Below are 25,049 nucleotides of genomic sequence, written 5' to 3'. Positions count from 1 at the left end.
GGATTCTGTTACAGATTCTATTAAGAATAAAGCAAGATTCAGAATGTCGTCCTAACGCAAGCGCTAGACCCCCAGATTAAGACTTTTTAATCTCCGCAATCACTGGAGCATGGTCAGAAGGCTGCTCCCAGGTTCTGGGTTCCTTATCCACAATGCTGGCGCTACATTGCTCTTTCAATGTTTCACTTAGGAGAATGTGATCAATCCGCATGCCAGCGTTTCTTCTAAAACCCATCATGCGGTAATCCCACCAGCTAAATGATTTAGGCGCCTGCTCAAACATCCTGAAGGAATCCGTTAAGCCTAAATTCAATAAACGCTGAAATGCGCCCCGCTCTTGAGGGGATACAAGATTCTGACCAATCCACTTGGATGGATCATGCACATCTTCGTCTGTAGGAGCGATATTAAAGTCGCCTAAGAGTGCTAAACGGGTATTTTGATATAACTCTTCCTTTAACCAATCTTCAAGCGCTGTAAGCCATCCCAACTTATATTGGAATTTATCGCTATCAAGTGATTGTCCATTAGGAAAATATGCCGAGACTAGGCGAATGGGTTGCATTCCTTTGAAGCACACAGTAGCAGCTAAGATACGCTGTTGTTCATCAATATTGCCGGGAATGTTTCTGATTGACTTAAGGAAAGTTGTTTCATGATCCGTAGCAATCGATGCTAATGCAGCTTTGCGAACAATGATGGCCACACCGTTATAGGTCTTTTGTCCGGCAGCAATACTGATGTATCCCGCCTCTTCTAGCTCTTTGTGCGGATACTTATCATCCGTCAGCTTTAACTCCTGCAGACATAGCGCATCAATAGGTTTTTTAGCTTTCTCTTGATCCTGGAGCCACTTTAAAACATGAGGCAAGCGAACCTTTAAAGAATTGACGTTCCAGGCCGCTATTCGAATCGACTCAGCCATCAATGCCGAGCTCCTGCAATTTTCGGGTGATCGTATTACGGCCAATACCAAGGCGCTGAGCCGCCTCAACTCGTCTTCCCCGGGTGACCTCTAGGGCCGCTTGCAGCACTGCTTTTTCAAACTTAGAGCACAGAACGTCATACACTTCCGCGTCGCCGTCTTGAAGCATTTTGACCGCCAGACGACCTAAGCCACCCTCCCAATCAACCGAAGCTCCCCTAATAGCAACTTGAGCGGAGGGGTTAGATTCACCTTGCAATAAAACAGGTTGCTCACCAGCTTCCGCCAAAATATCGGCAGGTAAATCACTTACGCCAATCACATTGGATGGGGTCATTACTGTTAACCAATGGCAGAGGTTTTCTAATTGGCGCACATTTCCTGAAAATGGCATAACGCCGATTTCTTTTAAGACATCATCCGACAGTTTTTTGGGTTCTACACCTAAAGACTTGGCACAAGACAGCATGAAGTGATGAGCTAGAACTGGAATATCTTCAGCGCGCTCGCGCAAGGCAGGCATCCGCAAACGAATCACATTTAAGCGATGTAGTAAATCTTCGCGGAAAGCACCGGCAGCAACACGAGCCTCTAAATTTTGATGGGTCGATGCAATGATGCGGACATTTGCCTTGATGGGATCTTGCCCACCAACGCGATAAAAATGACCATCAGTCAAAGCGCGTAATAAACGGGTTTGCAGATCAAAAGGGATATCCCCGATCTCATCCAAAAATAAGGTACCGCCATCAGCCTGCTCAAAACGTCCACGACGCAAAGTTAATGCACCGGGAAATGCTCCGCGCTCATGACCAAATAACTCTGACTCCAATAAATCCTTAGGCACTGCAGCAGTACTAAAAGCCACAAATGGGCCCTTAGCGCGGGGGCTATGTTTATGCAAAGCTTGGGCAACCAACTCTTTGCCAGTACCAGATTCACCAGTAATCAAGACTGTTGAATGTGACTGAGCCAAACGACCGATGGCTCTGAAAACTTCCTGCATTGCGGGAGCTTGGCCAATAATTTCAGTGGAGTCCTGTCTCCAGCCATTCATTTCTTTATTGCCAGATTGATTGCGCTCACTCTGCTCCATGGCACGACGAATCAACTCTACCGCTTTATCAATATCAAATGGCTTGGTAAGGTATTCAAATGCTCCACCTTGAAAAGATGAAACAGCTGAATCCAAATCCGAGTATGCCGTCATGATGATGACCGGCAGCATTGGATGAGTTTCTTTGACATTTTGCAAAAGATCTAAACCGTTGCCGCGTGGCATCCGAATGTCAGAAATCAATACTTGTGGAGCCTCCTTATCCAATGCATTGAGAACATCATTGGGATTAGAAAAGCTTTTATGGGGAATATTCTCACGAGTCAGCGCCTTCTCTAACACCCAACGAATTGACTGGTCATCATCAACGATCCAAACGGGTTTCATAATGCTTTCTCCTGCCTACGGTAAGGAATTTGAATATGGAAGTCAGTCCGTCCAGGACAGCTGTCACAGGCAATGAAGCCTTGATGCTGCTGTACAAAAGTTTGCGCCAGAGTGAGCCCAAGACCGCTGCCACCATCCCTGCCAGAAACTAATGGAAAGAAAATACGCTCGCGGATATCTTCTGGAATACCGGGGCCGTTATCAATTACGTGCAAGTCCATCGCCATCTTGTAGCGATGCTTCGAAATAGTTACGGAGCGAGCCACCCTCGTTTTCAATTCAATTTGGGCGATACCTTGCTGTATTTCCTCTGAGAGAGCTTGAGCAGCATTGTGAGCAATATTTAGGACTGCCTGAATCAACTGCTCCCGATCACCCAGAACCTCAGGAAGGCTGGTGTCGTAGTTACGAATAATTCGTAAACCTTTTGGAAACTCTGCCAAGACCAAGCTGCGTACGCGCTCCAATGCCTCGTGGACATTAAAGGACTCCATAGCGTGCGCCTTGCGATGCGGGGCGAGCAATCTATCTACCAAGTTCTGCAGGCGATCAGATTCTTTAATGATGACTTGGGTGTATTCACGCAAGCCTTTTTCTGGAAGTTCAAACTCCAGCAGTTGAGCGGCACCTCTTATGCCACCCAAAGGATTTTTAATCTCATGCGCTAGGTTGCGCATTAACTGCTTATTTGCTTCAACTTGCTGAGTGACACGTTCGTCACGCTCACTTCGTAACTGTTGATCAATCGGAAACCATTCCATCATGATCAGAGTTGGATCCTCAAGACTAGCTACAACCACGTGCGCAGGAATCGACTCTTGATGGATGCTACCTGGTAAGGAATGCAGCACCATCTCTTGGCGTTGAGCAGACACATGGCCTGCTTTCACTTCCTCGATCATGCGTTTAATAGATTGGTTATCACCAAATAAGTTGTGCACAGACTGACCCTCAAGAGATTTACGCGAGAGATCCAGCGCAGACTCTGCAGCCGGGTTTACGTAAACCAATTGTTGGTTCTCAGCCTCAAATACCACAATGGCATTGGGCATCTGATCAAGCAATGTCGGAAAAAAAGGAGCAGCCGAAGCTGCCCCTTTAAACGAATTGCGCAACAGACCTGCGCTCAACATTTCTCCTTCGCTTACAGGGAGTAGTACATATCGAATTCGATCGGATGAGTAGTCATACGGAAACGTGTGACATCTTCCATCTTCAAAGCGATATATGCGTCGATCATAGAGTCTGTAAAGACACCACCACGAGTCAAGAACTCACGGTCTTTGTTCAAGGCTTCTAATGCTTCTTCCAAGCTTGCACAAACGGTTGGGATCTTTGCATCTTCTTCTGGTGGCAAGTCATACAAGTTCTTGTCGGCAGCTTCACCTGGATGAATCTTGTTTTGAATACCATCTAAACCGGCCATCATCAATGCTGAGAAGCAGAGGTATGGGTTAGCCAATGGATCAGGGAAGCGAGTCTCAATACGACGACCCTTAGGACTAGAAACGTGTGGAATACGAATCGAAGCAGAACGGTTACGTGCTGAGTAAGCCAACTTCACTGGAGCCTCAAAACCTGGAACCAAACGCTTGTATGAGTTTGTACCTGGGTTAGTAATTGCGTTCAATGCTTTAGCGTGCTTAATGATGCCGCCAATGTAGAACAACGCGAATTCTGACAAGCCAGCATAGCCGTTACCAGCAAACAAGTTCTCGCCATTTTTCCAAATAGATTGGTGAACGTGCATACCAGAACCGTTATCACCAACGATAGGCTTAGGCATAAATGTAGCTGTCTTGCCGTATGCGTGTGCAACGTTTTGAACTACGTATTTCTGCCAGATAGTCCAGTCAGCGCGCTCAACTAAAGTGCTGAACTTAGTACCCAATTCGTTTTGACCTTGGCCAGCAACTTCATGGTGATGCACTTCGACAGGAATGCCTAAAGATTCGAGGATCAAACACATTTCAGAACGCATGTCTTGGAATGTATCTACTGGAGCAACTGGGAAGTAGCCGCCTTTTTTACCTGGACGGTGACCAGTATTACCACCTTCGATTTCAGCAGCTGAAGACCATGGAGCCTCTTCAGAATCCACCTTAACGAAACAACCTTGCATGTCAGCACCCCAACGGACGCCGTCAAAAATAAAGAATTCTGGCTCTGGACCAAAATAGGCTGTATCGCCAATGCCAGTGCTTTTCAAATATGACTCAGCACGTTTAGCAATCGAACGTGGATCACGGTCGTAACCTTTGCCATCTGAAGGCTCGATCACATCACATGTGATGACCAATGTTGGCTCTTCATAGAATGGGTCGATATAGCAAGCTGTTGGATCAGGCATCAACAACATGTCAGAAGCTTCAATACCCTTCCAACCAGCAATAGATGAGCCGTCAAATGCATGACCGCTCTCAAATTTGTCTTCGTCAAATGCAGAAATAGGTACCGTTGTGTGCTGCTCTTTACCCTTTGTATCTACAAAGCGGAAATCAACGAAAGTACATTCTTTCTCTTTAACCAACTTCATCACATCAGCGACGGTCTTCGTCATGCAAATCTCCTCTATTAACTAAATTCGGAATACAAACCTAAGGTGTACACCCTTGTTTATTCCAGGCATCAAATATGCCCTTGGGATGTATCTAATTTACTGAAGCAAACAAACGGGAACAGTCATTATTGCACTAATTAAGTGCTGAAATACCCCTCAAAATGCTAAAAAATACTATATTTGCACCAAAGTAGTGCTTAGTCTGGTTTAGAAATATCATGAATTACGTAACCCAGCGCCTGGGTACCTGTACGCAAAGCAATCCAAGCGCTATCAAGCAAGTTTGAATTGCCCTTAATGCCCAACTCAATATGACGTTCGGCATAAACGCCACCCCTAGAGGCGTCTCCAACGGATGGAAGACTAAAAACCTTCACGCCGGAGAATGTGGCTTCAATACGCTCCATCAAAGGCGTTAAGACTGACTCAATACCCTTGGGAACAATAAAGCTCTGCTCTGCCCAGTTTTCACGATGAAACAGCTTTTGATAATGGGTATCAAGACACCAAGCCATCATGGGGGCAGCCATCACCGGAAAGCCAGGGACAAAGTAGTGCTCACGAATACAAAAGCCAGGAATCTGGTTGTAGGGATTCGGGATGATGTCACTCCCAATTGGGAACTCACCCATCTTGAAGCGGTGTTGATTTTCAGGAGTGTTGAGATCCGCTTTTAGAGGATCCCCTTCTGCCATAGATTGGATGCGCCCTGCGATCAATTCTTGCGCAGTTGGATGCAGTTCGGTTTTCGTACCCAGCGCCAAAGCAGCGCACTGCCGCGTATGGTCGTCAGGAGTAGCGCCAATTCCACCAGTGCTGAAAACAACATCACCACTTGCAAAACTGTCTTTCAGGGTTGCGGTGATTTGCTCGGGATCATCTGCAACATACTTAGCCCAAGATAGACTCAAGCCACGTTCATTCAAAAGTTCGATTAATTTGCTTAAGTGTTTATCTTGGCGACGGCCTGACAGAATCTCATCACCAATCACAATCAAACCAAAGCGACGAGCCTTGACCTCAGGCGCATCAATGCTGACCTGTTTTGACACCTCAACCATGGTACGGTAGCTCCATATCAATTACACGTGCTTCTATATTTAAGGATTGATCAAACTCGTTTCTACGCATCTCTTTTAATGCCTCAAGTAAATAGTGCGTGAACCACAGCGCAGCAAATACAAAGATTAAAGAGTAAATCCAAAGAGCAACAAAACTCACAATGGGAAACAACACCAAAGCTAATGCTGAGGTTGCCCAGAAAAACGTGGGTACAGCACCGAGCATTCCTGAAACAATTCCCATGGCTAATAGTGGCCAACGGTGTTGATGTAAGAGCTTATCGCGCTCTTGACAAGTAGCATGCTGAGCCAGTACGTCATAAGACATCAAGCGCATGGTTAACCAGCCCCAGAGTAATGGCGGCAAGACCGCCACCAATGGTGGAATCCACCATACCGGCAAAGTCAACATCACCAATGCCAAGCAGATCAAGGCAGACCAGATCGTGTAAAGAAAGCTGCCAAATAAGCCGCCGCCCTTTTTTCGCTCAAGATCTTTATAAGCGTGTTGCCTAGTGACTACTCTGACAATCGTTGGCACGGTAGTGAAGGCGATAAAAACCAATAAGCTGATCGAGATTAATGGGATGAGTAGCATGACAAAAAATAGTGGCGCAATCCATGCACGTGCATTTTCAAACCCAGCCCAAATCAAACCATCCTGAATCCAGCTAGTAAACATGGATGTTGTTAAAAAGATGCTGAGCATCTCCAATGCTGGAGTCCAGGTTAGCCAAATCAAGCAACCCCATAAGACAGAAACGATCAAAAATGGGCGCAGACTTAGCCAGAGCATTTTGGGATGCATCGTGCCAACTAAAGCCAAGCCAAAAGACTTAAAAACCTGCTGCATGCTATCCATAGATTTCCATTGCTGCGTGTGAACTGCTGTTTATTACTTCGTCTTGGGGAAAATTTCACGCACTGAATGCATCAGCCCTTGCCACTGCTGTTGCAATACATTAGGTGAAATAGTCAAATCTCTGACTCCAGTAGGATGAACTTCATTAGGGAAGATCGCAGTATTGAAGATCATGTCCCACCAGGGAAACAAGACACCAAAATTGCAGCCTCCCAGAACACCAGGCTTGCCTTTAGCTTCATGGCCATAACCTACCGCATGATGCATCCGGTGATACATCGGCGATACCAATAAATATTTGAAGGCCCCAAGATGAATTTTTAGATTGGCGTGCTGCCAACTCTGAATAAACTGACTCAATACCACCAGCAAAATAAATTGACTCGGAGATACTCCGAAAAGTAATGCAAAGAAAGCGAACACGACTGCATGCAGGATGCTATCGAGAATATGGTTTCGATCGTCGGACCATGCCGTCATCACAGTTTGACTATGATGCAAGGCATGTAATTGCCACCACCAATTAAAAGTATGTGAAGCGCGGTGATATAAATACTCCACTAGGTCTAACAAAACAAAATAGATGCAAAAGCTAACCAAGGGGATGGATGTTACCGGAGGCCACCATGACTCTACATTGAGCCTGCCAAATCGGAAGTCATGCAAAACGGAGTCGATCTGAAAGAAAAATCCCGATAAGGCGAGAAAGATCAACCCGTGAAAAATACCCAGTCGATGAAACAAGGTATAAAAAATATCTGCCTTAGAGCTTGTAGCAAAACGCTCCTGCATCTCTGCCGGAGAAAATCTTTCCCACGTACGCAAGATGACAGCAATTAGCAAGATCTGAATGCAACCAAATAAAAACCAATCGATACCATCAAAGACATCCTCGGCCATCGACATGAGATCGAATTGATACAGAATCAGTCCCGCTACATTAGCGAACAAGAACTCTTGCATGCTAGCGTAGGCTGATGAGATGGCGGCTATTAAGGGATTGGAATCCATATATCCAATTGTGACTTATTTATCCTGTTTTGGCAGGGTTGCAAAACAGAAGCCGCGAGCCTTCAAATTCACAATGAGTTGCTCTAAGACGGCTGGCGCCCAAGGGTCTTTGCGTGACCAAATGCCTAAATGGGCCATGGTGATATCGCCATCTTGTAGCTGAATGCTCGCTTTATCTAAAAGCATCTGATTTGGGTGGGTCTGTGAACTCAGCTCATCACCCAGAAAACCAGCTGGGCTCCAGCCGATGTGGTGGTAACCGCATTGGCTACCCATCCTAATTGAACGAGGGGAAGCTTTACCGCCAGGTGCGCGCCAGATCTTCTGAATATTGCTACCAGTTAACTCTTTAAATCGTTCATCTACCCGCCTGATTTCTCGGCAATAGCCCGCTTCGTTATATAGACTCGTCACTCCGGCCTTGGGTCCAAACTGCGGCTTTGCAAAGATCTCTCCACTGGGACCATCTTTGACAAAGTACAGATGGTCAAAGGTATGGCCACCAAAATGATGACCTTCCCGAACGCGATCTTGCCAAAAATATTTCCAGGAATCATCTAGAGAAAAATCACCGCGACTGGTTTTTTCATTTGCCAGAAAAAAAGTGGCCTTAATATTTTGACGATTCAATACATCCGCAACTGTCTGAGCAACAGACATATTGCCAGTATCAAAGGTGAGGTAAATCGTTTTTTTACAATGTGACTCTTGCGCAAGCCCAAGGGATGCAAAAAGCGCTAAAGCTAGAAATACTACAAGTCTTGTAAATGGGGCTTTTAGAAGCATTACCTAAATTATTCCCAACCAGCACGTGGGGTAAAGAAAACACCATGCGGAGATTTGCCAACTGGAATTACAGTAACTAGCTTCATTGATGGGATATCAATTACTCCCGCCTTTTTGGAGAAACGGAATGTGACCCACATAGTTTTTCCATCAGGGGTAATCTCCATATCGTCCGGGCCTGCAGGCAGACCAGTGATATCACCTACCTTTTCCAAGGTCTGCATATTAATAAGGCTAATGGTAGATGCAATACGGTTGCTGACGAACACATGTTTTTTATCGCCCAAGGGACGGAAGTTATGGGCACCCTTCCCGGTAAAGATCCTTTTGACTTCTTTGCGATTTTTCCAATCAATCACTTGCACATTATCTTCACCAGTGATGCCCACTAGGAGGTATTGATCGCCCGGCGTCATCCAAACGCCAGCAGGCACCTTACCCGTGGTCATTTTCCAAAGCACAGTCTGACTATCCAAATCAATTGCTGCCAGCTCATTGGAATCTTGTAGGGTAATAAATGCAATCTTGCTATCTGCAGTAAACGCAACGTGACTTGGTGTCTTACCTAACTTCACAGACTTGGCCAACTTCAGATCTGCGCCTTGAGCATGATAGACATCCACCCTATCCAAACGATTACCGTTTGCTACAAACCACTTATGATTTGGCGAATAGCCAATTTGGTACGGGTCAATGATGTCAGGAATCTTGCCTGTCAACTCACCAGTAGTGGGATTCATTAACACAACATCGTTGCCTGCAGCATTTGCAATGAGTAGCGTCTTTTGATCTGGAGTCATCATCAAGTGATGGGGCTCTTTACCAACGGGCACAGTCTTAATCACTTTGCGACTCGGCATATCGATCAAACTGACCGTTGCTTCTCCAGAGTTCAACACGACTGCCAACTTAGGCTCGCCTTTAGAGTCAGTTGCACTTGGAATTTGTGCAAAGACGCCATTCTGAAACCCGATCAGGGCAAATACAGTCAAGGCTGAAATAGTGCCAAATTTGGCTTTACTGAGATAAGTATGCATAACTTACATTGTAAGCAATTGACGCCCTAGACGGGATCCCCAACCAAAGACCTAGTTGATCTAACGCAAGCTAGCAAGGACCTTTTCAAGACGCTTTAAAGACATTGGGGTTGGGGTCTTTAATTCCTGGGCGTAAAGGGCCACCCTTAGCTCCTCCAGCTGCCAGCGAAAATCCGTCAAAGCTTGGTCTTCAGACATAGCATAGTTCGCAGATCCACGGCTCCCTTGAACCAGTTTTTGCCATGGACGAGCCACAGATTCCCAGTCTTTTTGACACTGGGCATCTCGACTAGGATTGACACGTAATTTATCGATCCGCATCGCAATCGCCTTGAGATAGCGTGGGAAATGCACTAACTGTCCATAAGGAGTGTCTGACACAAACTTGGGAAATATCAGACCCTGAACTTGCGTTTGAATATCTGTATATGCAGCAGCTGAGGCAGCTTTGGCCTGAGCCAGCTTCTTTTGAAGATCTGCATGGGCCTGTAAAGCCGCTAGAGCATGCTTTGAAATCTCCTGAGCAATTAGCGCCAAGCGAGGCTTCCCTGCTTGTAGGCGCTCTGCAAATTGCTCGGCATTTACTGGCAGTGGATCATTCATAAAGGCTCGCTCTAGAGCAAGATTGAGAATTTGCTCAATCAACCCATCTACTGAGCCAACATTAATGAACAGCAAACCAAGTTCCCGAATACCAGGAAGTTGTTTTTGTAACGCCTTGAGCGTGTCTTTATTCGATAAGGCAAATAATCTTCGTAATCCTTGCCAGTGATATTTTCTGGCCTCAAGCAAATCATCGAAGACCTCAAGATCACATGATTCAGTACGATCAACTAATGCAGGATAACCAAATAGGGTACGGTTACCTTTTTGAATCTCTAGGGTTTCAGGTAGCTCACCAAAGTCCCAGCTGCGATAACCGCCCTGCTCAACATTTTTTACTGCAGCGTTGTTAGCGCTCTGAGTTGTTTTGAAGGAGGCACTTGGAGTGGTCGCTGGAACTTCACCGCCCAGCTCCTCTTGCACCGCTTGTTGAGCTATTGCCTGAAATGCAGTTCGAGCAGTTTCCCCATACTCAGCACGTAATCGGGATAAATTGCGCTCGAGCTCTAACTGGCGACCATGCTCATCCACTAAACGGAAATTCATAGATGAATGCAGTGGCAAAGATTCAGGCCTGAAATCCGTTCGCTTAATTTCTAAACCACGCTCTTTACGAATATCCGTAATCAGACTATCTAAAAAGTCCCCCACTCCAAACTGCTTTTCTGCCAGCATGCGCTCTAAGAACGATTTTGCATACTCCGGTAGCGGTACACAGTGACGACGTAATTTCTGAGGGAGTGATTTGAGTAGGAGGTGGATCTTTTCTTCGCACATGCCCGGCACCAGCCATTCACAGCGGCGACCATCTACCTGATTCAACAGCGTCAACGGAACAACCAGGGTGACCCCATCTTTAGGGCTGCCAGGCTCAAAGTGATAAGTCAAACTCAGCTCGCTACCACCAACGATCATTTTTTTAGGATAGCGATCTACCGTAATACCGGCGGCCTCATGGCGCATTAAATCTGCTTTAGCTAACCGTAAGAGACTGTCAGCACTCTCTTCATTAGTGCCCTCGCTCTTGGCCGCCTTCTTGAGCCAAGCCTTCATACCCTCTCTACTGAGGACATATTTCGGAATGCGTGAGCTATAGAAAGCGAATAGGAGATCATCATCTACCAGGACATCGGGGCGCCTGGAGCGATGCTCTAGTGCCTCAATCTCTTTGATTAGTCGGCGGTTATGCCAGAAGAATTCAAAACTACCTGGGTATTTTTTTCTAGCGTCAGCTTCGGTCTCCCTCATTAATGCTGGGGTATCCATGCGCCCAAACATTTCTTCTTGAACTAGAGCCTGACTAATAAATAACTCTCGAGCTTCTTCTGGGTTATGAGACTCATAGCGCACTCTACGGCCGTGATATATCGGCAAACCATACAAAGTGCCACGCTCAAATGCCATGACTTCACCTTGGCGACTATCCCAAAAAGGATCACTCAGAGATTTAATCAGGCGGTGAGCTGCTACCTTCTCAACCCACTGGGGTTCAATCTTGGCAATCGTTCGGGCATACATCCGATTGGTTTCTTGCAGCTCGCCCGCCAAGATCCAAGCACCAGCCTTTTTACCAATAGTTGAGCCCGGCCAAATAAAGGGGCGAATACCACGCGCGCCAATATAACTACCCGTCTTGCTACCGCGCTCTTGGGATTTTTCATCCTCTTCTTTTTTAGCAACGTAACCTAATAAGCCCGTTAACAAAGAAAGGTGTACTTGCTCATATGTAGCAGCTGAGGGATTTTCTTTCCAGCCCTTTTCACCTAACATCGTATGGAGTTGACCATGTACATCACGCCACTCTCGCATACGTCTTGGAGATAAAAATTTACTGCGGCATAAGTTTTCTAATTGACGATTGCTATGTTTATGTTTCAACGCATCCTGATACCAATCCCACAGCTTCACAAAGCTTAAAAATTCAGAGCGTTCATCTGCAAACTGTAAATGCGCTTGATCCGCTGCGGCAGCTTGATCCATCGGTCGATCACGAGGATCTTGTGTTGCTAAAGCAGAAGCGATGATGGTGACCTCACGTAATGCATTCTGCTCTTTAGCAGCCAAAAGCATGCGGCCAATTCGGGGATCGAGAGGAAGTTCTGCTAGCTGCTTGCCCGTAGGGGTTAACTTGAAGCTATTGTTGATATCTTTGTTGTCGTCTGCAGAATTTTCGTCGTAAACAATAGCCCCCAGCTCATCTAGCAGCTGCACACCATCGGCAATCGCCCGACCAAGAGGCTTATCAATAAATGGGAATTCTTGAATGCGGGGTAAACGTAAAGAACTCATGCGAAGTAATACTGCCGCCAAGGAACTACGCAGAATTTCTGGATCGGTAAATTTAGGACGATTGATATAGTCCTGTTCGCTATACAGACGAATGCAAATACCATCCGATACACGACCGCAACGACCTGCCCTTTGATTGGCTGCAGCTTGCGAAATCGGCTCGATCTGGAGTTGCTCTACTTTATTGCGGTAGGAATAGCGTTTGACGCGCGCCAAACCGCTATCGACTACATAACGAATATTGGGAACTGTTAATGAGGTCTCGGCAACGTTGGTCGTCAAAATGATGCGTCGACCATTGCCAGGATTAAATACACGCTCTTGTTCCGCGACCGATTGTCGGGCGAAGAGACTCAGTATCTCCGGATGAAAGCGTTGCTGAAGGACGTGATCTTTGCGTAGAGCTTCGGCACAATCCCGAATCTCTCGCTCTCCAGGCAAGAATACCAAGACATCGCCAGCGCCTGAAGCACCTTCACGCCAGACATTGGAGATGGCCTCTGCAACCGCATCTGGAATTTCTTTGGCCTCTTTGGACTCTTTTTTCCCGTCTGGCTTAGCGTCGGGCTCTAGCGGCTCATAACGTTGCTCTACCGGGAATAGTCGACCGCTCACCTCGATAACGGGTGCGGATTTGCCATTCAAAGTGAAATGATCTGAGAAACGCTTTGCGTCGATAGTCGCCGAGGTGATGATGAGTTTGAGATCGGGACGCTTAGGCAAGAGCTGACGTAGATAGCCTAGTAGAAAATCAATATTGAGGCTACGCTCATGAGCCTCATCGATGATGAGGGTGTCATAGGCGCGAAGCTGAGGATCTCTCTGGGTCTCGGCTAGCAGGATGCCATCAGTCATCAACTTGATAGAGGCGCCCTGACTAGTCTTATCGGCAAAGCGCACCTGATAACCCACGTCCTGGCCGATGGGAGTGCCCAGCTCCTGGGCTATACGCTTCGCTGTGGCTGTCGCGGCAATACGGCGAGGCTGTGTATGCCCAATGAGGCGGCCGCCGTTGATGGTGCCCCTACCGAGATCCAAGCAGATCTTCGGCAATTGGGTTGTTTTACCTGACCCAGTCTCACCACAGACGATCACCACCTGATGGGAGCTCAAGGCATCTTTAATGATTTGACGCTGGCCTGATACCGGCAACTCCTCCGGAAAGCGAATTTCCAGCCTTCGTGAGGTGTTGGAAGCAGGCACAGACACGGGGCTTGCTTTGGGTTTTTGTTGGTTTATAGGCTCTTGCACCCTATAATTTTCTCACTATGCCAACAAATGCACCAAACCCCGGCTCAAACGCCGAAGAATCAAGCTCCAACTTTCCTTTTGTAGGATGGCTGCGTGATGTTGCGCCCTATATTCATAGCTTCCGCGAGAAGACCTTTGTAATCGCCTTCGCTGGTGAGCTAGCCCAAGAAATCGGCCTTGAGAATCTCATTGAAGATATTGCCATGTTGCATGCCATGGGCATGCGGATTGTTTTAGTTCATGGTATCCGCCCTCAAATTGAAGAGCAGCTTACGCTCCGCAATATTAAGAGCCAGTTCGGCAAGAGCGCCATGCATAGCTATCGCATCACCGACGCTGCGGCTTTGGAGTGTGTGAAAGAAGCTGCTGGTGAATTGCGTTTGGATATTGAGGCGGCATTTAGTCGCGGACTTCCAAATACGCCAATGGCAGGTTCTCGCATGTCAGTTATCTCAGGCAACTTCATTACTGCTATGCCTGTGGGCGTAGTTGAGGGTATCGATTACATCCATACTGGCTTAGTACGCAAGGTGGACTCGACCTCCATCAAGCTTTCACTAGATAGCAATAAGATTGTGCTGCTCTCACCTTTAGGATTCTCTCCAACAGGTCAGGCGTTTAACTTGGCTTTTGAAGATGTTGCTGCATCTACGGCTGCTGCACTTAAGGCGGATAAGCTTATTTTCTTAAGTCCTTACGCCGGCTTAAAAGATGATGATGGTGATTTCATTACTGAACTTTCCATGCCGCAACTTCAAGAGTATGTAACCCATCATCCAGAGCTCGATCAAGGCATGAAGAGTTTACTCAATATCTCTGGTAGAGCTATTCGTGCTGGTGTGAGCCGCGTCCACTTCTTGCCGTGCAATCAAGATGGCGCGCTTTTAGAAGAGCTCTTTACCCATGATGGTATCGGCATGATGTTGGCCTCATCCGATATTGAGAATTTGCGTGAAGCCAATCAAGATGACGTTGGCGGCATTCTGCAGTTGACTAGCCCGCTTGAAGAAGAGGGTATTTTGGCCGCTCGCGGTCAAGACGTCATTGAGCGTGATATTCAGCGTTTCTCTGTTATTGAGCATGATCGCGTTCTCTTCGGCTGCGCCGCCCTCTTCCCATTCCCTAATGGCGTGGGTGAGCTTGCTTGTCTCGCAGTGGATCCTGATGTTCAAGGCTCAGGTGATGGAGAACGTCTACTCAAGCGCGTCGAGATGCGGGCAAAACGCGAAGGTATTAAAAAGCTTTTCGTTTTAACCACCAGAACAGAGCATTGGTTTTTAAAGCGTGGCTTTAAGCGCGCCTCTGTTGATGATCTTCCTGAAGAAAGAAAGCAGATCTATAACTGGGATCGTAAATCCATGGTCCTTACAAAAGATTTATAAGCTTTTTATATTTACTTTTTTCATTATTTATATTTAGTACACCGTATTTGAAAGGTATTGCAAATGGCACGCATGGTTCAATGCATCAAACTCAATAAAGAAGCCGAAGGCATGGACTTTGCCCCGCTTCCTGGCGAGCTAGGCAAGAAAATTTGGAATCAAGTTTCCAAGCAGGCTTGGGCCGACTGGTTAAAGCAACAAACTATGCTCATTAATGAGAATCGCCTAAATATGGCCGACCCTCGTGCTCGTCAGTACCTACTTAAGCAAGTTGAAAAATACTTCTTTGAAGGCGGTGCAGACATGGCCCAGGGCTATGTACCGCCAGCTGAATAATTATTTTTGAGTATCGCTTGACGAGTTAAATCCAGAAGCATAGGATTGAAACGTAGTCAGTCAGATCTCGTGATTGACTACATTGGCGAAAGCCACTACTCGTAAGCATATCTATGTGCTTATGGGCATTGGGAACTAAATCTCTTCTCTTTGCCCGCGCCATGAAGAATCATGGCAAACAAACCCGATGGATCAGCTTGCTGCCCCGTCGGGTTTTTTAATTTAGAAAGTGATTCTGCTCACGCCGGACGCGTTGCTCACTAGCAAAATATTGGCTTTCTCTTTAGCAAATAGGCCAACAGTGATCACGCCAGCGATTTGATTAATTTGCGCTTCAAGTGCGATTGGGTTGGCAATCTTTAGGCCAGCAACATCCAAAATCCAGCCGCCGTTATCCGTCAAAAAAGGCTGACTTGGCGTCTGCCCTAAATCTGTACGCGCCTCTTTGGCCATTCTGAGCGTTACCGTACCGCCTAACTTGGCCAGCTCTTGAGTCACAATTCCTTTGGACAAGGGAATGATTTCCACAGGCAAGGCAAAGTTACCCAATACCGTCACTTGCTTAGAAGAATCACAAATGCAGATGAATTGCTTTGCCATCGAGGCAATAATCTTCTCACGGGTCAAGGCACCGCCGCCGCCCTTAATCATGTGCCCAGCGGGATCAATTTCATCGGCGCCGTCAACATAGGCGGGCAACTGATCCACCTCATTGGGATCCAAGACCTTAAAACCATGTTTTAGCAGGCGCTCAGTCGTAGCGTTAGAGCTGGAGACTGTTCCTAAGAAATGCGCCTTATGGGGTGCTAGGGCGTCAATAAAGCAGTTGGCGGTAGAACCCGTTCCAACACCCAGAATCTGGCCAGCAGGCAGTTTTAATACCTCATCCCGCGCCGCTTCACCTACTAATTGCTTTAGTTGATCTTGATTCATGATCTTGCCCGACACCCTTATCTGAACTGGAACAGCCTTATTTATGCATCTATCATATGATATTCAATCTGTTGTACTGACTAATTAAATAAGAGCATTCAAGATCCTGATGACTTCCCCTGCTACCGCACTGAGCCAACTCAAACAACTGACTACCGTGGTGGCCGATACCGGCGACTTTGAACGCATGCGGGAATATCAGCCGCAGGATGCCACAACCAACCCCTCCCTGATCCTCAAAGCTGCCCAGCAAGCCAACTATCAGGCATTGGTAAACCAAGTTAAATCAGCCCATCCGGGAATGAAACCAATCGATTTAGTTGACTACATCCTGGTAGCGTTTGGTTTGGAGATTTTGAAGACCGTTCCAGGGAGAGTTTCGACTGAGGTTGATGCACGCCTTTCTTTTGATACTCAGGCAACTATTACCAAAGCAAAACACCTCATAGCTCTATATGAGTCTCATGGCATTAATCGCAAACGCGTCTTGATCAAACTGGCAGGAACATGGGAAGGTATCCAGGCAGCAAAAGTTTTAGAGGCCGAGGGCATTCATTGCAATATGACGCTGCTTTTCTCCTTGGTGCAAGCTGCAGCCTGTGGCGCAGTCAATGCGAAATTGATTTCACCATTTGTGGGGCGCATTACTGATTGGTATAAAGCCAAACTCGGCAGCAATTGGAATGATGTTGATAACGGCGGTGCAAATGACCCTGGCGTTACATCCGTCAAGCGCATTTTCCACTATTACAAGCACTTTGGGATTGCTACTGAAATCATGGGTGCTAGCTTCCGTAATACCAGCCAAATTCTAGAGCTGGCCGGATGTGACTTGCTCACCATCAGTCCAGAGTTGCTGGGCGATCTTCAGAAGAGCACAGCAGCGGTTGAAATAAAGCTCAATGCAAGTAATGCAGCAAGTGCACTGGCTAGTGAAAATATCTCCCCTCTCAATCTGGATGAATCGAACTTTAGATTGCAGTTGAATAATGATGCAATGGCCACTGAAAAATTGGCCGAAGGAATACGTAATTTCTGTATCGATACTGAAAAGCTCGAGGCTTTATTAAGTAGTTAAGTCTTTAGAGTGCTCACCAAGGAGTCAAGATGATTATTCATTGTCCGCATTGCAACAAAGGCAATCGAGTTCCTGCTGAGAGGCTGAATCAGATTCCTATCTGCGGAGCTTGCAAGCAAGAGCTACTATCGCTACCCATTAATGCAACAACAGCAAACTTTAGCGAGCTGCTTACCCAATCAGTCATGCCGGTGATAGTGGATTTCTGGGCACCATGGTGCGGACCATGCAAGATGTTTGGCCCAACCTTTGAGGCAAGCGCTATAGCTCATGCCAATCAAGTGCTATTTATAAAGGTAAATACCGAGGCAGAGCAACTACTCGGCTCCCAATGGAATATCCGCTCAATACCAACACTAGCGGGATTTAAGAACGGCAAAGAGGTTCACCGCGTTAGCGGAGCTCTACCGCCAGCTCAATTAGAGCAATTTGTGCAGCAACTACTTGCCTAAGGCATTACCACTTATTTCTTAGCAGTATTGATACCTAAAATACTATAGGCCGGGCAATTGCCGATCATGCCAGTTAGCAATGGGATGACGCCGATCCAAGCCCAAGGGCCAGTTATTCCAAAACCTGCAAGGCCCATAAGGGTAACGCCAACGGTCATTCGTAGAACGCGGTCAGTATGTCCGATATTGCATTTCATAGCAGCCTCTTGAGTAAATGAATGGATTTACTGCTTATTTAGGCTCTTTAGCTAAACGCTGTCTTAGTGCCTCGTACAAGCATACGCCACTTGCCACAGAAACATTCAAACTCTCGACAACACCCTTCATTGGAATGCGTACCAACTCGTCACAAGTTTCGCGGGTTAAGCGGCGCATGCCCTCACCCTCTGCGCCCATGACAATACCAATAGGACCAGTGAGATCTAGATCGTAAATGGATTTTTCAGCTTCGTCGTCGGTACCAATCAGCCAAACACCGGCTTCTTGCATCTCTTTCATGCTGCGAACCAAGTTGGTAACCGTAATCACCGGCATAACCTCAGAAGCACCGCTAGATACCTTGCTCACAGTAGCATTGATAGAGGCTGAGCGATCCTTAGGAATAACTACCGCATCAACACCAGCACCATCAGCCACACGCAAGCATGCACCAAAGTTATGGGGATCGGTTACGCCATCTAATACCAAGAACATCACTTTGCTTTGATTGCTTTCTGCATCCTCTACCACTTCGGTAATGGTGCGTGCAATCGTCATCTTCTCAGCTAGAGCAACCACACCTTGATGGCGATCATGCCCTGCTAGCTTATGAAGACGCTCAGAGTCAGCGGCGTGTAATCTTTCGCCCAAGACCTCTTCAGCCTGCTTGAGAAAATCACCCATACGACGATCGCGACGACTCGGGTCAAAATAAACTGACTTAAGACTTGCCGCATCCACTCGTAAGCGCGCTTGTACTGCATGAAAACCAACCAATATTTGCTTCATCTTTACTTATCTCGATTCTGTATTGCTAATTATTTACGACGCGCTTTAGTGCTGCGGACTGGTGGCTTAGTACCAGCTGGTTTACCAGTGGGCCTTGAAGGCTTGCCAGACTTAGCAACTTTACTTGCTGTTCGTCCAGCTTGATTCTTCGACTGATTGGCGCCAAGATTACCGGCAGACTTAGCAGCATTCACATTAACACCGGAATGCTTCTGCGGCTCTTTACTACCTGGCCGACCTTTTTTGGGTGATGCTTTCTTATTTGGCCTGCCAGTATCGCTAGCCAAAACAATTTGACGACGATTTGTGGTTCCACCCGGCTCCAGACCAACGGACTTGACGAGACTAAATTCAATCTTGCGAGCATCCAGATCAACACGGCTTACTAAGACATGTACGCGATCGCCTAAGCGATAACGAATGCCTGTTCTCTCCCCGCGGAGCTCTTGGCGAGCTTCGTCATACTGGAAGTAATCGCCACCCAATTCGGTGACGTGAACCATACCCTCAACAAAGAGGTTTTCTAGTTGAATAAATAGGCCAAAAGATGCAACACCAGTCACTGTGCCGGCATATTCCTGACCTAAATGGTCACGCATGTAGTAACACTTGAGCCAAGCTTCAACATCGCGAGATGCTTCATCGGCACGACGCTCATTGGATGAGCAGTGAACTCCTAATTGACCCCAAATAGGCAATGCGGCATTGGCGCCTTTCGGTAATTTAGGTAAACGCGTGCCATTGGCTGCAGCCTCTTTTGCATCGCTATGAGACTTCTTGGCATTGACTGCATTTTCACGACCTTTGCCCTTACGCGGCAGAGTCAGATTCAGCGGAACCATAGGTGGCAAAACAGGTGTGTAAGGCTTCTTCGCAAGAATTGCCTTAATGACACGATGAGTCAATAGATCGGGATAGCGTCGAATCGGACTCGTGAAATGCGAGTACGCAGGATAGGCAAGGCCAAAGTGGCCTTCGTTATCCGGTTGGTACATTGCCTGCTGCATAGAGCGCAAAACAACGGACTGAAGCATATTGGCATCAGGACGTTCTTTGATTTCACGCATGAGCTTGGCATAGTCTTTTGGCTTAGGCTTCTCGCCACCACCTAAGGACAAGCCAGAGGTGCGAAGGACTTGACGCAAAGTCACTAATTTTTCTTCAGAAGGTTCAGCGTGAACGCGATACAAACTGAGATGCTTATTCTTATCAATAAAGTCGGCAGCGCAAACGTTAGCCGTCAACATACACTCTTCGATCAAGCGATGTGCATCATTGCGCAAACGCGGCTCAATACGCAGGATCTTGCCCAGTTCATTGCTGATGATTTGGGTTTCAGTAGTTTCAAATTCGATAGCGCCACGTTTTTGACGTGCATCTAATAGAATTTTGTATAGGGAATAGAGATTAGTGAGTAAAGGTCTGAACTCGGCAAAACGCGTTGCCTCAGGACCCTTGCTATTGGAAAGAATCTCCCACACCGTATCATATGTAAAGCGTTGAGCAGAATGCATTACCGCTGGATAGAACTGATAGGCCAGCACTACTCCGTTGTTATCCACAACAGAGTCGCACACCATACACAGACGATCAACCCCAGGGTTTAAAGAGCAAAGACCATTAGAGATCTTCTCTGGCAGCATAGGTATGACCCGTCTCGGGAAATACACTGAGGTTGCGCGTAGGAGGCCTTCATCATCCAAAGGTTGGCCCGGCTTGACGTAATGGGATACATCAGCAATTGCCACAATCAGGCGCCAAGCTTTACTCTTGCCGTACATGACTGGCTCGCAATACACCGCATCATCAAAGTCACGAGCGTCAGCGCCATCAATAGTGACCAAAGGAACGTCACGCAAATCCACTCGACCCTCAAGGTCAGATTGCTGGACGGTATCGGGCAATGCATCCGCTTCTTTTTTTACTGCCGCTGAAAACTCATGTGGAACGCCATATTTGCGGACGGCGATTTCAATCTCCATGCCGGGATCATCAATCTCACCCAATACTTCAACAACACGACCAACAGCTTGTCTATAACTATCTGGATAGTCGATGATCTCGACACTCACCACTTGACCTAATTTAGCATTGCCCTGACCTTTTGGCGGAATCAAAATATCGTGACCGATACGTTTATCTTCCGGCGCAACAATCAAAACGCCATTCTCATTTAAGAGGCGGCCAATAACGACTTTATTGGCATGCAAAACCACATCGACGATCTGACCTTCTGGGCGACCGCGGCGATCTGTTCCTAAAACTCTGACATTGACTCTATCGCCGTGCATGACGCGGGACATTTCTCTTTCAGAAAGAAAAATATCTTCACCGCCGTCATCTGGGATCACAAATCCAAATCCATCTCGGTGACCCTGGACTGTACCTAAGCGGTCAGCCTCTCGTGGCACCAAGTTTTTTGCTTTACGCATTTAATTCCTTCGGCAATACATGCCTTATATATCAATGATTATTCTTGCTTAGGCTACTGTATCAAACCACCAAGTCTGAAGGGGAAAAGCCAAAAGGGGTTGGAAAGTGGGCCACAAGGCGCATACCTTTATAATAACGGCATGCCCAGGTGGCGAAATTGGTAGACGCACCAGCTTCAGGTGCTGGCGATCGTAAGGTTGTGGGGGTTCGAGTCCCTTCCTGGGCACCAAATACACCTACAAAGACCTATATGGGGACTAAATAGCCCTTTTTCAATAGGCGATCAGATTCCCATCGTTCGATGCAAGATTTTGGGCTTCATTTCTTCCCAAAGACTTTCAAACTCCTCTGCCCTGTCATCCGATAACTTGATGGGCTCAAAGAGACCGCTAAAGAAGATAGTCTTTTTGGGCGCCAAAGTCTTTTCAAACTCACTTAGTCCAACTGGCTTGTCATCAATATCTCGCGTTAATTGGGCTGAGCACACAATGGCTTCAGCGTCATCCTGATCGATTACTGCGAATTCAATCAACTGTTGGGATTTCTCAAGAACTACTAGAGTGCCTCGCGCATAGCAAACCGCCTCATGCTCTTGAACGATATAAGCCAAGAATTGATCTTCCTCATCTTTGCTCATGCGCAGATCATCAACAAAAAAGAGGTATTGATCTCCTGCCCCATTCACCAAGGTGAAGACCTTGGGAATCACACCATGCCCTAAAGCTAGGTTGCGGTAGTAAGAAGAAAGTTCAACAGCGAGGTTTTCTGAGAAAAGATGCATAAAAAAATGAAGTGAAGATTATTCGGTGCGCGTTTTAATGGACGCAATAATTTTAAGAAATGGGTCAGCCTTTACGCAACTCTGCCCCTTAAAGGGTTGATCTGTAATTACCAAAAGCGAAATTAACGCACCCAAGGTCACTGGCAAAATTTTCAAGCCCATAAAAAATGAGTCAGATGGCAAGAACAAGGTATTAATGCCGAGCAAGGCCACCATACAGATGATGATGACTACCCAAAATAAATTCGGCAGGCGCACTGATGAGCGTTCAATTCGTGACTCCCTGCTTTCAGCGACCTCCTCCGCTTTTTTGAGGATGTCGGTGTACATCGCCGTCTGTCTATTGGTATGAGGCTCCAAGGATAAAAGCTGGCGAGAAATCCCTCGCCACAGCATATGGGTCTTTGAACTGCCCAGGCCATCCTTCATCAAATCCCACTCATCAAACACAATCGAATTCATATACTCAAATAGCTCCTTACGAACAGGAGCGATTGCAGGATCTCCATAGCGAACCAATAGGCGATCCAAATTATTAATTTGACCAGCCTCTCTAGAGACTAAGGATTGCACTTCACGAAAATTGGTTTGAGCTTGATTTAATAAGAAACCAATTAAGAGGCCGCTTAAAGTAATGATCGATCCAAAAAGACTCAAGCCCAATCGAGTGCTGTCTTGGGTAGGAGCAAACATCGGGATAGCTTGCAAAATACGCGGCATTACATCCAACAAAACCACAAAGAACAAGACCAAAATAATCAATATCTGGACATTGCTCCGTTTATAAATCCAATTAAAAAACATATACGCCTTTAATTACCTATTAATTAACTATTAATTACCTAGAGTATTTTTTAAAAAAGTCATAGTGCGCTCCCAAGCTAAATCAGAAGCAGCCGGGTTGTACTGTAGGGGTGGCAAACCTCTCGAATCCGACTTGGGATTAGCAAAGGCATGCTTAGCGTCATAGCGCTGAAAATCATATTTGGCCCCAGCAGCTTTGAGCTTTTCCTCAAGTTGATCAACGCCAGCGATAGCGAAGAAGTCATCATGAAGGGCCCAGTGCGCGAGCATCGGCTTTGTTATAGCTGATGCATCAACATACTCTAATGGAGGATATCCGTACCAAACCACCGTTCCATCAGATTCAGGAACAAGCCCAGCCGATAGGACCGTAAGCGCACCGCCCATACAGAATCCTGTGACAGCCACTTTATTACTACCAGTTGATTTAAGGTGCTGAACAGCACCGCGGATATCTTGACTGGCAGCATCGCCAAAATTGAGATCGCTCATGAGGTGCTCCGCTTCATTTGCCTCGAGAGCCAATTTGCCACGATAGAGATCTGGAACCAAAGCGCGGTACCCCGCATTTGCTAAACGGTTAGCGACATTTTTAATCTCATCATCAAGTCCCCACCACTCCTGAATCACCACCACGCCAGGAGCATTTTTTGGATTGGCAGGCTCAACTAAATAAGCCTCTACTGAAGCGCCGTCCGGTCTTTGAAATGTAATCATGTGAATCTCTCTATTAGAAATAAATGGGTTTATTGCGCTTGTTTATCGGTATGAATATAGCCCACCAACCAGAAGGTAAGCAAGCCACACAGAGCTGCACCATAACCAACTAAGTTGTAGTGATCCATCTTCCCATCGGCGCCAATGGTGACGACAACACCAGCAGCAACTGAAGCAAGCCCCGAGGCCAGCATCTGCACCGAACCCACGAGACTCATAAAGGTTCCCCGAACTTTGGCCTCTACCACTTGACTCACAATCGCCATCGCCGGAATCATACGGCCGGAAACTAAGATAAAAAATGCAGTGGAATTAATCAACACCACCCACAGCGGCACCGGCATGAGATTAGTCGTCACCAGCAAAGGAATAAGACTAATCACAGCAAGCACTCTAAATACTTTGACCTTTCCATAACGATCGGCCATATGACCAATGATGCGAGAACTCATGAGTGTCGCAATACCGCCGCAAAGATAGATTAAGGAAATATAGGAGTTATCAATCCCCACATTGGAGGTGAGATAGAGCGCGATATAAGGGATCACGGAAAATCCGGTCAACATAATCAGCGCCATAAAAATAAATGCGCGCAGATGCTGATGGGCAATAAAGATATTCCAGATTTGACTGAGGCGACTGCCCTCATGGGTGTGACCTAGGTGGCCAGAGATCTTAGGAATATTGCGATAGCCTAAATACAAGATGAGGCTCGAGACCAGCGCGATAAAGATAAATGGCGCACGCCATCCTAAGGATGGAATGTTATTGGCTAAAAATAAACTTAAGGGAACTCCGGCTACTGTCGATACAGAGAATGCCGACATCACCGTACCCAAAGCCTTGCCTCTGCGTTCGAACGGAATTGAATCTGCAATGATGGTTTGAACCAGTGAACCCAAGATGCCACCAAACGCACCCGCAAATGCGCGAGCAATAAATAATGAATGGTAATCAGGGGCCAAACCACAAACTAATGTGGCAATAATGAAGCAGGCATAAAGACTGAGAAGAAGCACCCTTCTCTCAAAGCGGTCTACGAAATACGTAGCGAAGACACCGGCAATGGCAGCAGCAAAAGTATAGGAAGAGAGTAATAGACCAAACTGATGCGTATTGATATTGAGCTCTCGAATAAATTCGGGGCCCAAAGGCATCATGATCATGAAATCCAGAATGTGGGTAAATTGAATACCCGCCAAAGAGAATAAGAAAAAGCGCTCTTTCTGCTTTCCTCCTGGCATGCGCTGCTCGGTCAATGGCTTCTTTACTTGATATTAGAGATATGACATTATCAACCCACAAAGAAATCAATGC

22 protein-coding genes and 1 tRNA gene are annotated in these 25,049 nt (G+C 46.7%); 5 read left to right on the top strand and 18 right to left on the bottom strand.

What is annotated here, in order from left to right; all coding sequences use genetic code 11:
- Positions 1-76: 76 nt before the first annotated feature.
- The 10 genes from xth to hrpA form a co-directional block, all read right to left on the bottom strand.
- Positions 77-925 (bottom strand): exodeoxyribonuclease III, encoded by an 849-nt coding sequence (gene xth, locus ICN14_RS02065; RefSeq protein ID WP_216224459.1) that lies wholly within the window; start codon positions 923-925, stop codon positions 77-79.
- A complete protein-coding gene (ntrC, locus tag ICN14_RS02060) occupies positions 918-2,369 on the bottom strand; it encodes a nitrogen regulation protein NR(I) (protein ID WP_216224457.1) in 1,452 nt (483 codons plus the stop codon). Before ntrC ends, xth begins: the two co-directional genes overlap by 8 nt.
- Positions 2,366-3,502, bottom strand: a complete 1,137-nt coding sequence (glnL, locus tag ICN14_RS02055; RefSeq protein WP_216224455.1) for a nitrogen regulation protein NR(II) — start codon at positions 3,500-3,502, stop codon at positions 2,366-2,368. Before glnL ends, ntrC begins: the two co-directional genes overlap by 4 nt.
- An 11-nt stretch (positions 3,503-3,513) precedes the next feature.
- Positions 3,514-4,929 carry a type I glutamate--ammonia ligase gene (gene glnA / locus ICN14_RS02050; protein WP_216181088.1) on the bottom strand — a complete coding sequence of 472 codons (1,416 nt, stop codon included), beginning with the start codon at positions 4,927-4,929 and terminating at the stop codon, positions 3,514-3,516.
- Positions 4,930-5,126: 197 nt separating this feature from the next.
- Entirely contained in the window at positions 5,127-5,990 is an 864-nt protein-coding gene (locus ICN14_RS02045) for a molybdopterin-binding protein (RefSeq protein ID WP_216224454.1), read from the bottom strand.
- Positions 5,983-6,843 (bottom strand): EI24 domain-containing protein, encoded by an 861-nt coding sequence (locus ICN14_RS02040; RefSeq protein ID WP_255535924.1) that lies wholly within the window; start codon positions 6,841-6,843, stop codon positions 5,983-5,985. The genes ICN14_RS02045 and ICN14_RS02040 overlap by 8 nt, the downstream gene beginning before the upstream one ends.
- Positions 6,844-6,885: 42 nt before the next feature.
- Positions 6,886-7,863 (bottom strand): sterol desaturase family protein, encoded by a 978-nt coding sequence (locus ICN14_RS02035; RefSeq protein ID WP_216224452.1) that lies wholly within the window; start codon positions 7,861-7,863, stop codon positions 6,886-6,888.
- Positions 7,864-7,878: 15 nt separating this feature from the next.
- On the bottom strand, positions 7,879-8,649 hold the full coding sequence (locus ICN14_RS02030; protein WP_216224450.1) for a polysaccharide deacetylase family protein: 771 nt from the start codon (positions 8,647-8,649) through the stop codon (positions 7,879-7,881).
- An 8-nt stretch (positions 8,650-8,657) separates the two neighbouring features.
- Positions 8,658-9,686: a cytochrome D1 domain-containing protein gene (locus ICN14_RS02025; RefSeq protein ID WP_216224448.1), complete on the bottom strand. Its 1,029-nt coding sequence runs from the start codon at positions 9,684-9,686 to the stop codon at positions 8,658-8,660.
- Positions 9,687-9,746: 60 nt separating this feature from the next.
- Positions 9,747-13,781 carry an ATP-dependent RNA helicase HrpA gene (hrpA, locus tag ICN14_RS02020; protein WP_216224980.1) on the bottom strand — a complete coding sequence of 1,345 codons (4,035 nt, stop codon included), beginning with the start codon at positions 13,779-13,781 and terminating at the stop codon, positions 9,747-9,749.
- 65 nt (positions 13,782-13,846) lie between these two features.
- On the opposite strand from hrpA, the gene argA reads away from it, so the two are divergent.
- Positions 13,847-15,211: an amino-acid N-acetyltransferase gene (argA, locus tag ICN14_RS02015; protein ID WP_216224446.1), complete on the top strand. Its 1,365-nt coding sequence runs from the start codon at positions 13,847-13,849 to the stop codon at positions 15,209-15,211.
- 63 nt (positions 15,212-15,274) lie between these two features.
- A complete protein-coding gene (locus ICN14_RS02010; RefSeq protein WP_216224445.1) occupies positions 15,275-15,547 on the top strand; it encodes an oxidative damage protection protein in 273 nt (90 codons plus the stop codon).
- A gap of 222 nt (positions 15,548-15,769) precedes the next feature.
- Here ICN14_RS02010 and rpiA read toward each other — a convergent pair whose 3' ends face one another.
- The gene (gene rpiA / locus ICN14_RS02005) at positions 15,770-16,480 is read right to left on the bottom strand and encodes a ribose-5-phosphate isomerase RpiA (protein ID WP_216224444.1); all 711 of its coding nucleotides are present in this window, start codon (positions 16,478-16,480) and stop codon (positions 15,770-15,772) included.
- Between the two features lie 109 nt (positions 16,481-16,589).
- Here rpiA and tal point away from each other — a divergent pair, with 109 nt between their 5' ends.
- Entirely contained in the window at positions 16,590-17,558 is a 969-nt protein-coding gene (gene tal / locus ICN14_RS02000) for a transaldolase (protein WP_216224443.1), read from the top strand.
- A gap of 29 nt (positions 17,559-17,587) precedes the next feature.
- On the top strand, positions 17,588-18,010 hold the full coding sequence (gene trxC / locus ICN14_RS01995) for a thioredoxin TrxC (RefSeq protein WP_216224442.1): 423 nt from the start codon (positions 17,588-17,590) through the stop codon (positions 18,008-18,010).
- 11 nt (positions 18,011-18,021) lie between these two features.
- Here the strand turns inward: trxC and ICN14_RS01990 are convergent, their stop codons facing one another.
- Genes ICN14_RS01990 through rnr form a run of 3 tightly spaced genes read right to left on the bottom strand, consistent with a single transcriptional unit; the run spans position 18,022 to position 21,429 of the window.
- Positions 18,022-18,207, bottom strand: coding sequence for a DUF2892 domain-containing protein (locus ICN14_RS01990; protein ID WP_216224441.1), 186 nt, complete (start codon positions 18,205-18,207; stop codon positions 18,022-18,024).
- 34 nt (positions 18,208-18,241) lie between these two features.
- On the bottom strand, positions 18,242-18,997 hold the full coding sequence (gene rlmB / locus ICN14_RS01985; RefSeq protein WP_216224440.1) for a 23S rRNA (guanosine(2251)-2'-O)-methyltransferase RlmB: 756 nt from the start codon (positions 18,995-18,997) through the stop codon (positions 18,242-18,244).
- 29 nt (positions 18,998-19,026) lie between these two features.
- Complete coding sequence (gene rnr / locus ICN14_RS01980) at positions 19,027-21,429, bottom strand: ribonuclease R (protein WP_216224439.1); 2,403 nt, start codon at positions 21,427-21,429, stop codon at positions 19,027-19,029.
- A 143-nt stretch (positions 21,430-21,572) separates the two neighbouring features.
- Here rnr and ICN14_RS01975 point away from each other — a divergent pair.
- Positions 21,573-21,659 (top strand) — tRNA-Leu (locus ICN14_RS01975).
- 54 nt (positions 21,660-21,713) lie between these two features.
- On the opposite strand, the gene ICN14_RS01970 is transcribed toward ICN14_RS01975, so the two are convergent.
- Genes ICN14_RS01970 through ICN14_RS01955 form a run of 4 tightly spaced genes read right to left on the bottom strand, consistent with a single transcriptional unit; the run spans position 21,714 to position 24,991 of the window.
- Positions 21,714-22,211, bottom strand: a complete 498-nt coding sequence (locus ICN14_RS01970) for a hypothetical protein (RefSeq protein ID WP_216224437.1) — start codon at positions 22,209-22,211, stop codon at positions 21,714-21,716.
- An 18-nt stretch (positions 22,212-22,229) separates the two neighbouring features.
- Positions 22,230-23,015, bottom strand: coding sequence for a DUF4239 domain-containing protein (locus ICN14_RS01965; protein ID WP_216224436.1), 786 nt, complete (start codon positions 23,013-23,015; stop codon positions 22,230-22,232).
- A gap of 30 nt (positions 23,016-23,045) precedes the next feature.
- Positions 23,046-23,732 carry a dienelactone hydrolase family protein gene (locus ICN14_RS01960; RefSeq protein WP_216224435.1) on the bottom strand — a complete coding sequence of 229 codons (687 nt, stop codon included), beginning with the start codon at positions 23,730-23,732 and terminating at the stop codon, positions 23,046-23,048.
- Between the two features lie 29 nt (positions 23,733-23,761).
- Positions 23,762-24,991: an MFS transporter gene (locus ICN14_RS01955; RefSeq protein ID WP_255535923.1), complete on the bottom strand. Its 1,230-nt coding sequence runs from the start codon at positions 24,989-24,991 to the stop codon at positions 23,762-23,764.
- Between the last annotated feature and the right edge of the window lie 58 nt (positions 24,992-25,049).

The sequence above is a fragment of the Polynucleobacter sp. MG-27-Goln-C1 genome (assembly GCF_018881905.1).
Lineage (GTDB): Bacteria > Pseudomonadota > Gammaproteobacteria > Burkholderiales > Burkholderiaceae > Polynucleobacter.
The sequence above is the reverse complement of the archived record's forward strand: the minus strand, read 5'-3'. Positions and strand labels throughout refer to the sequence as shown.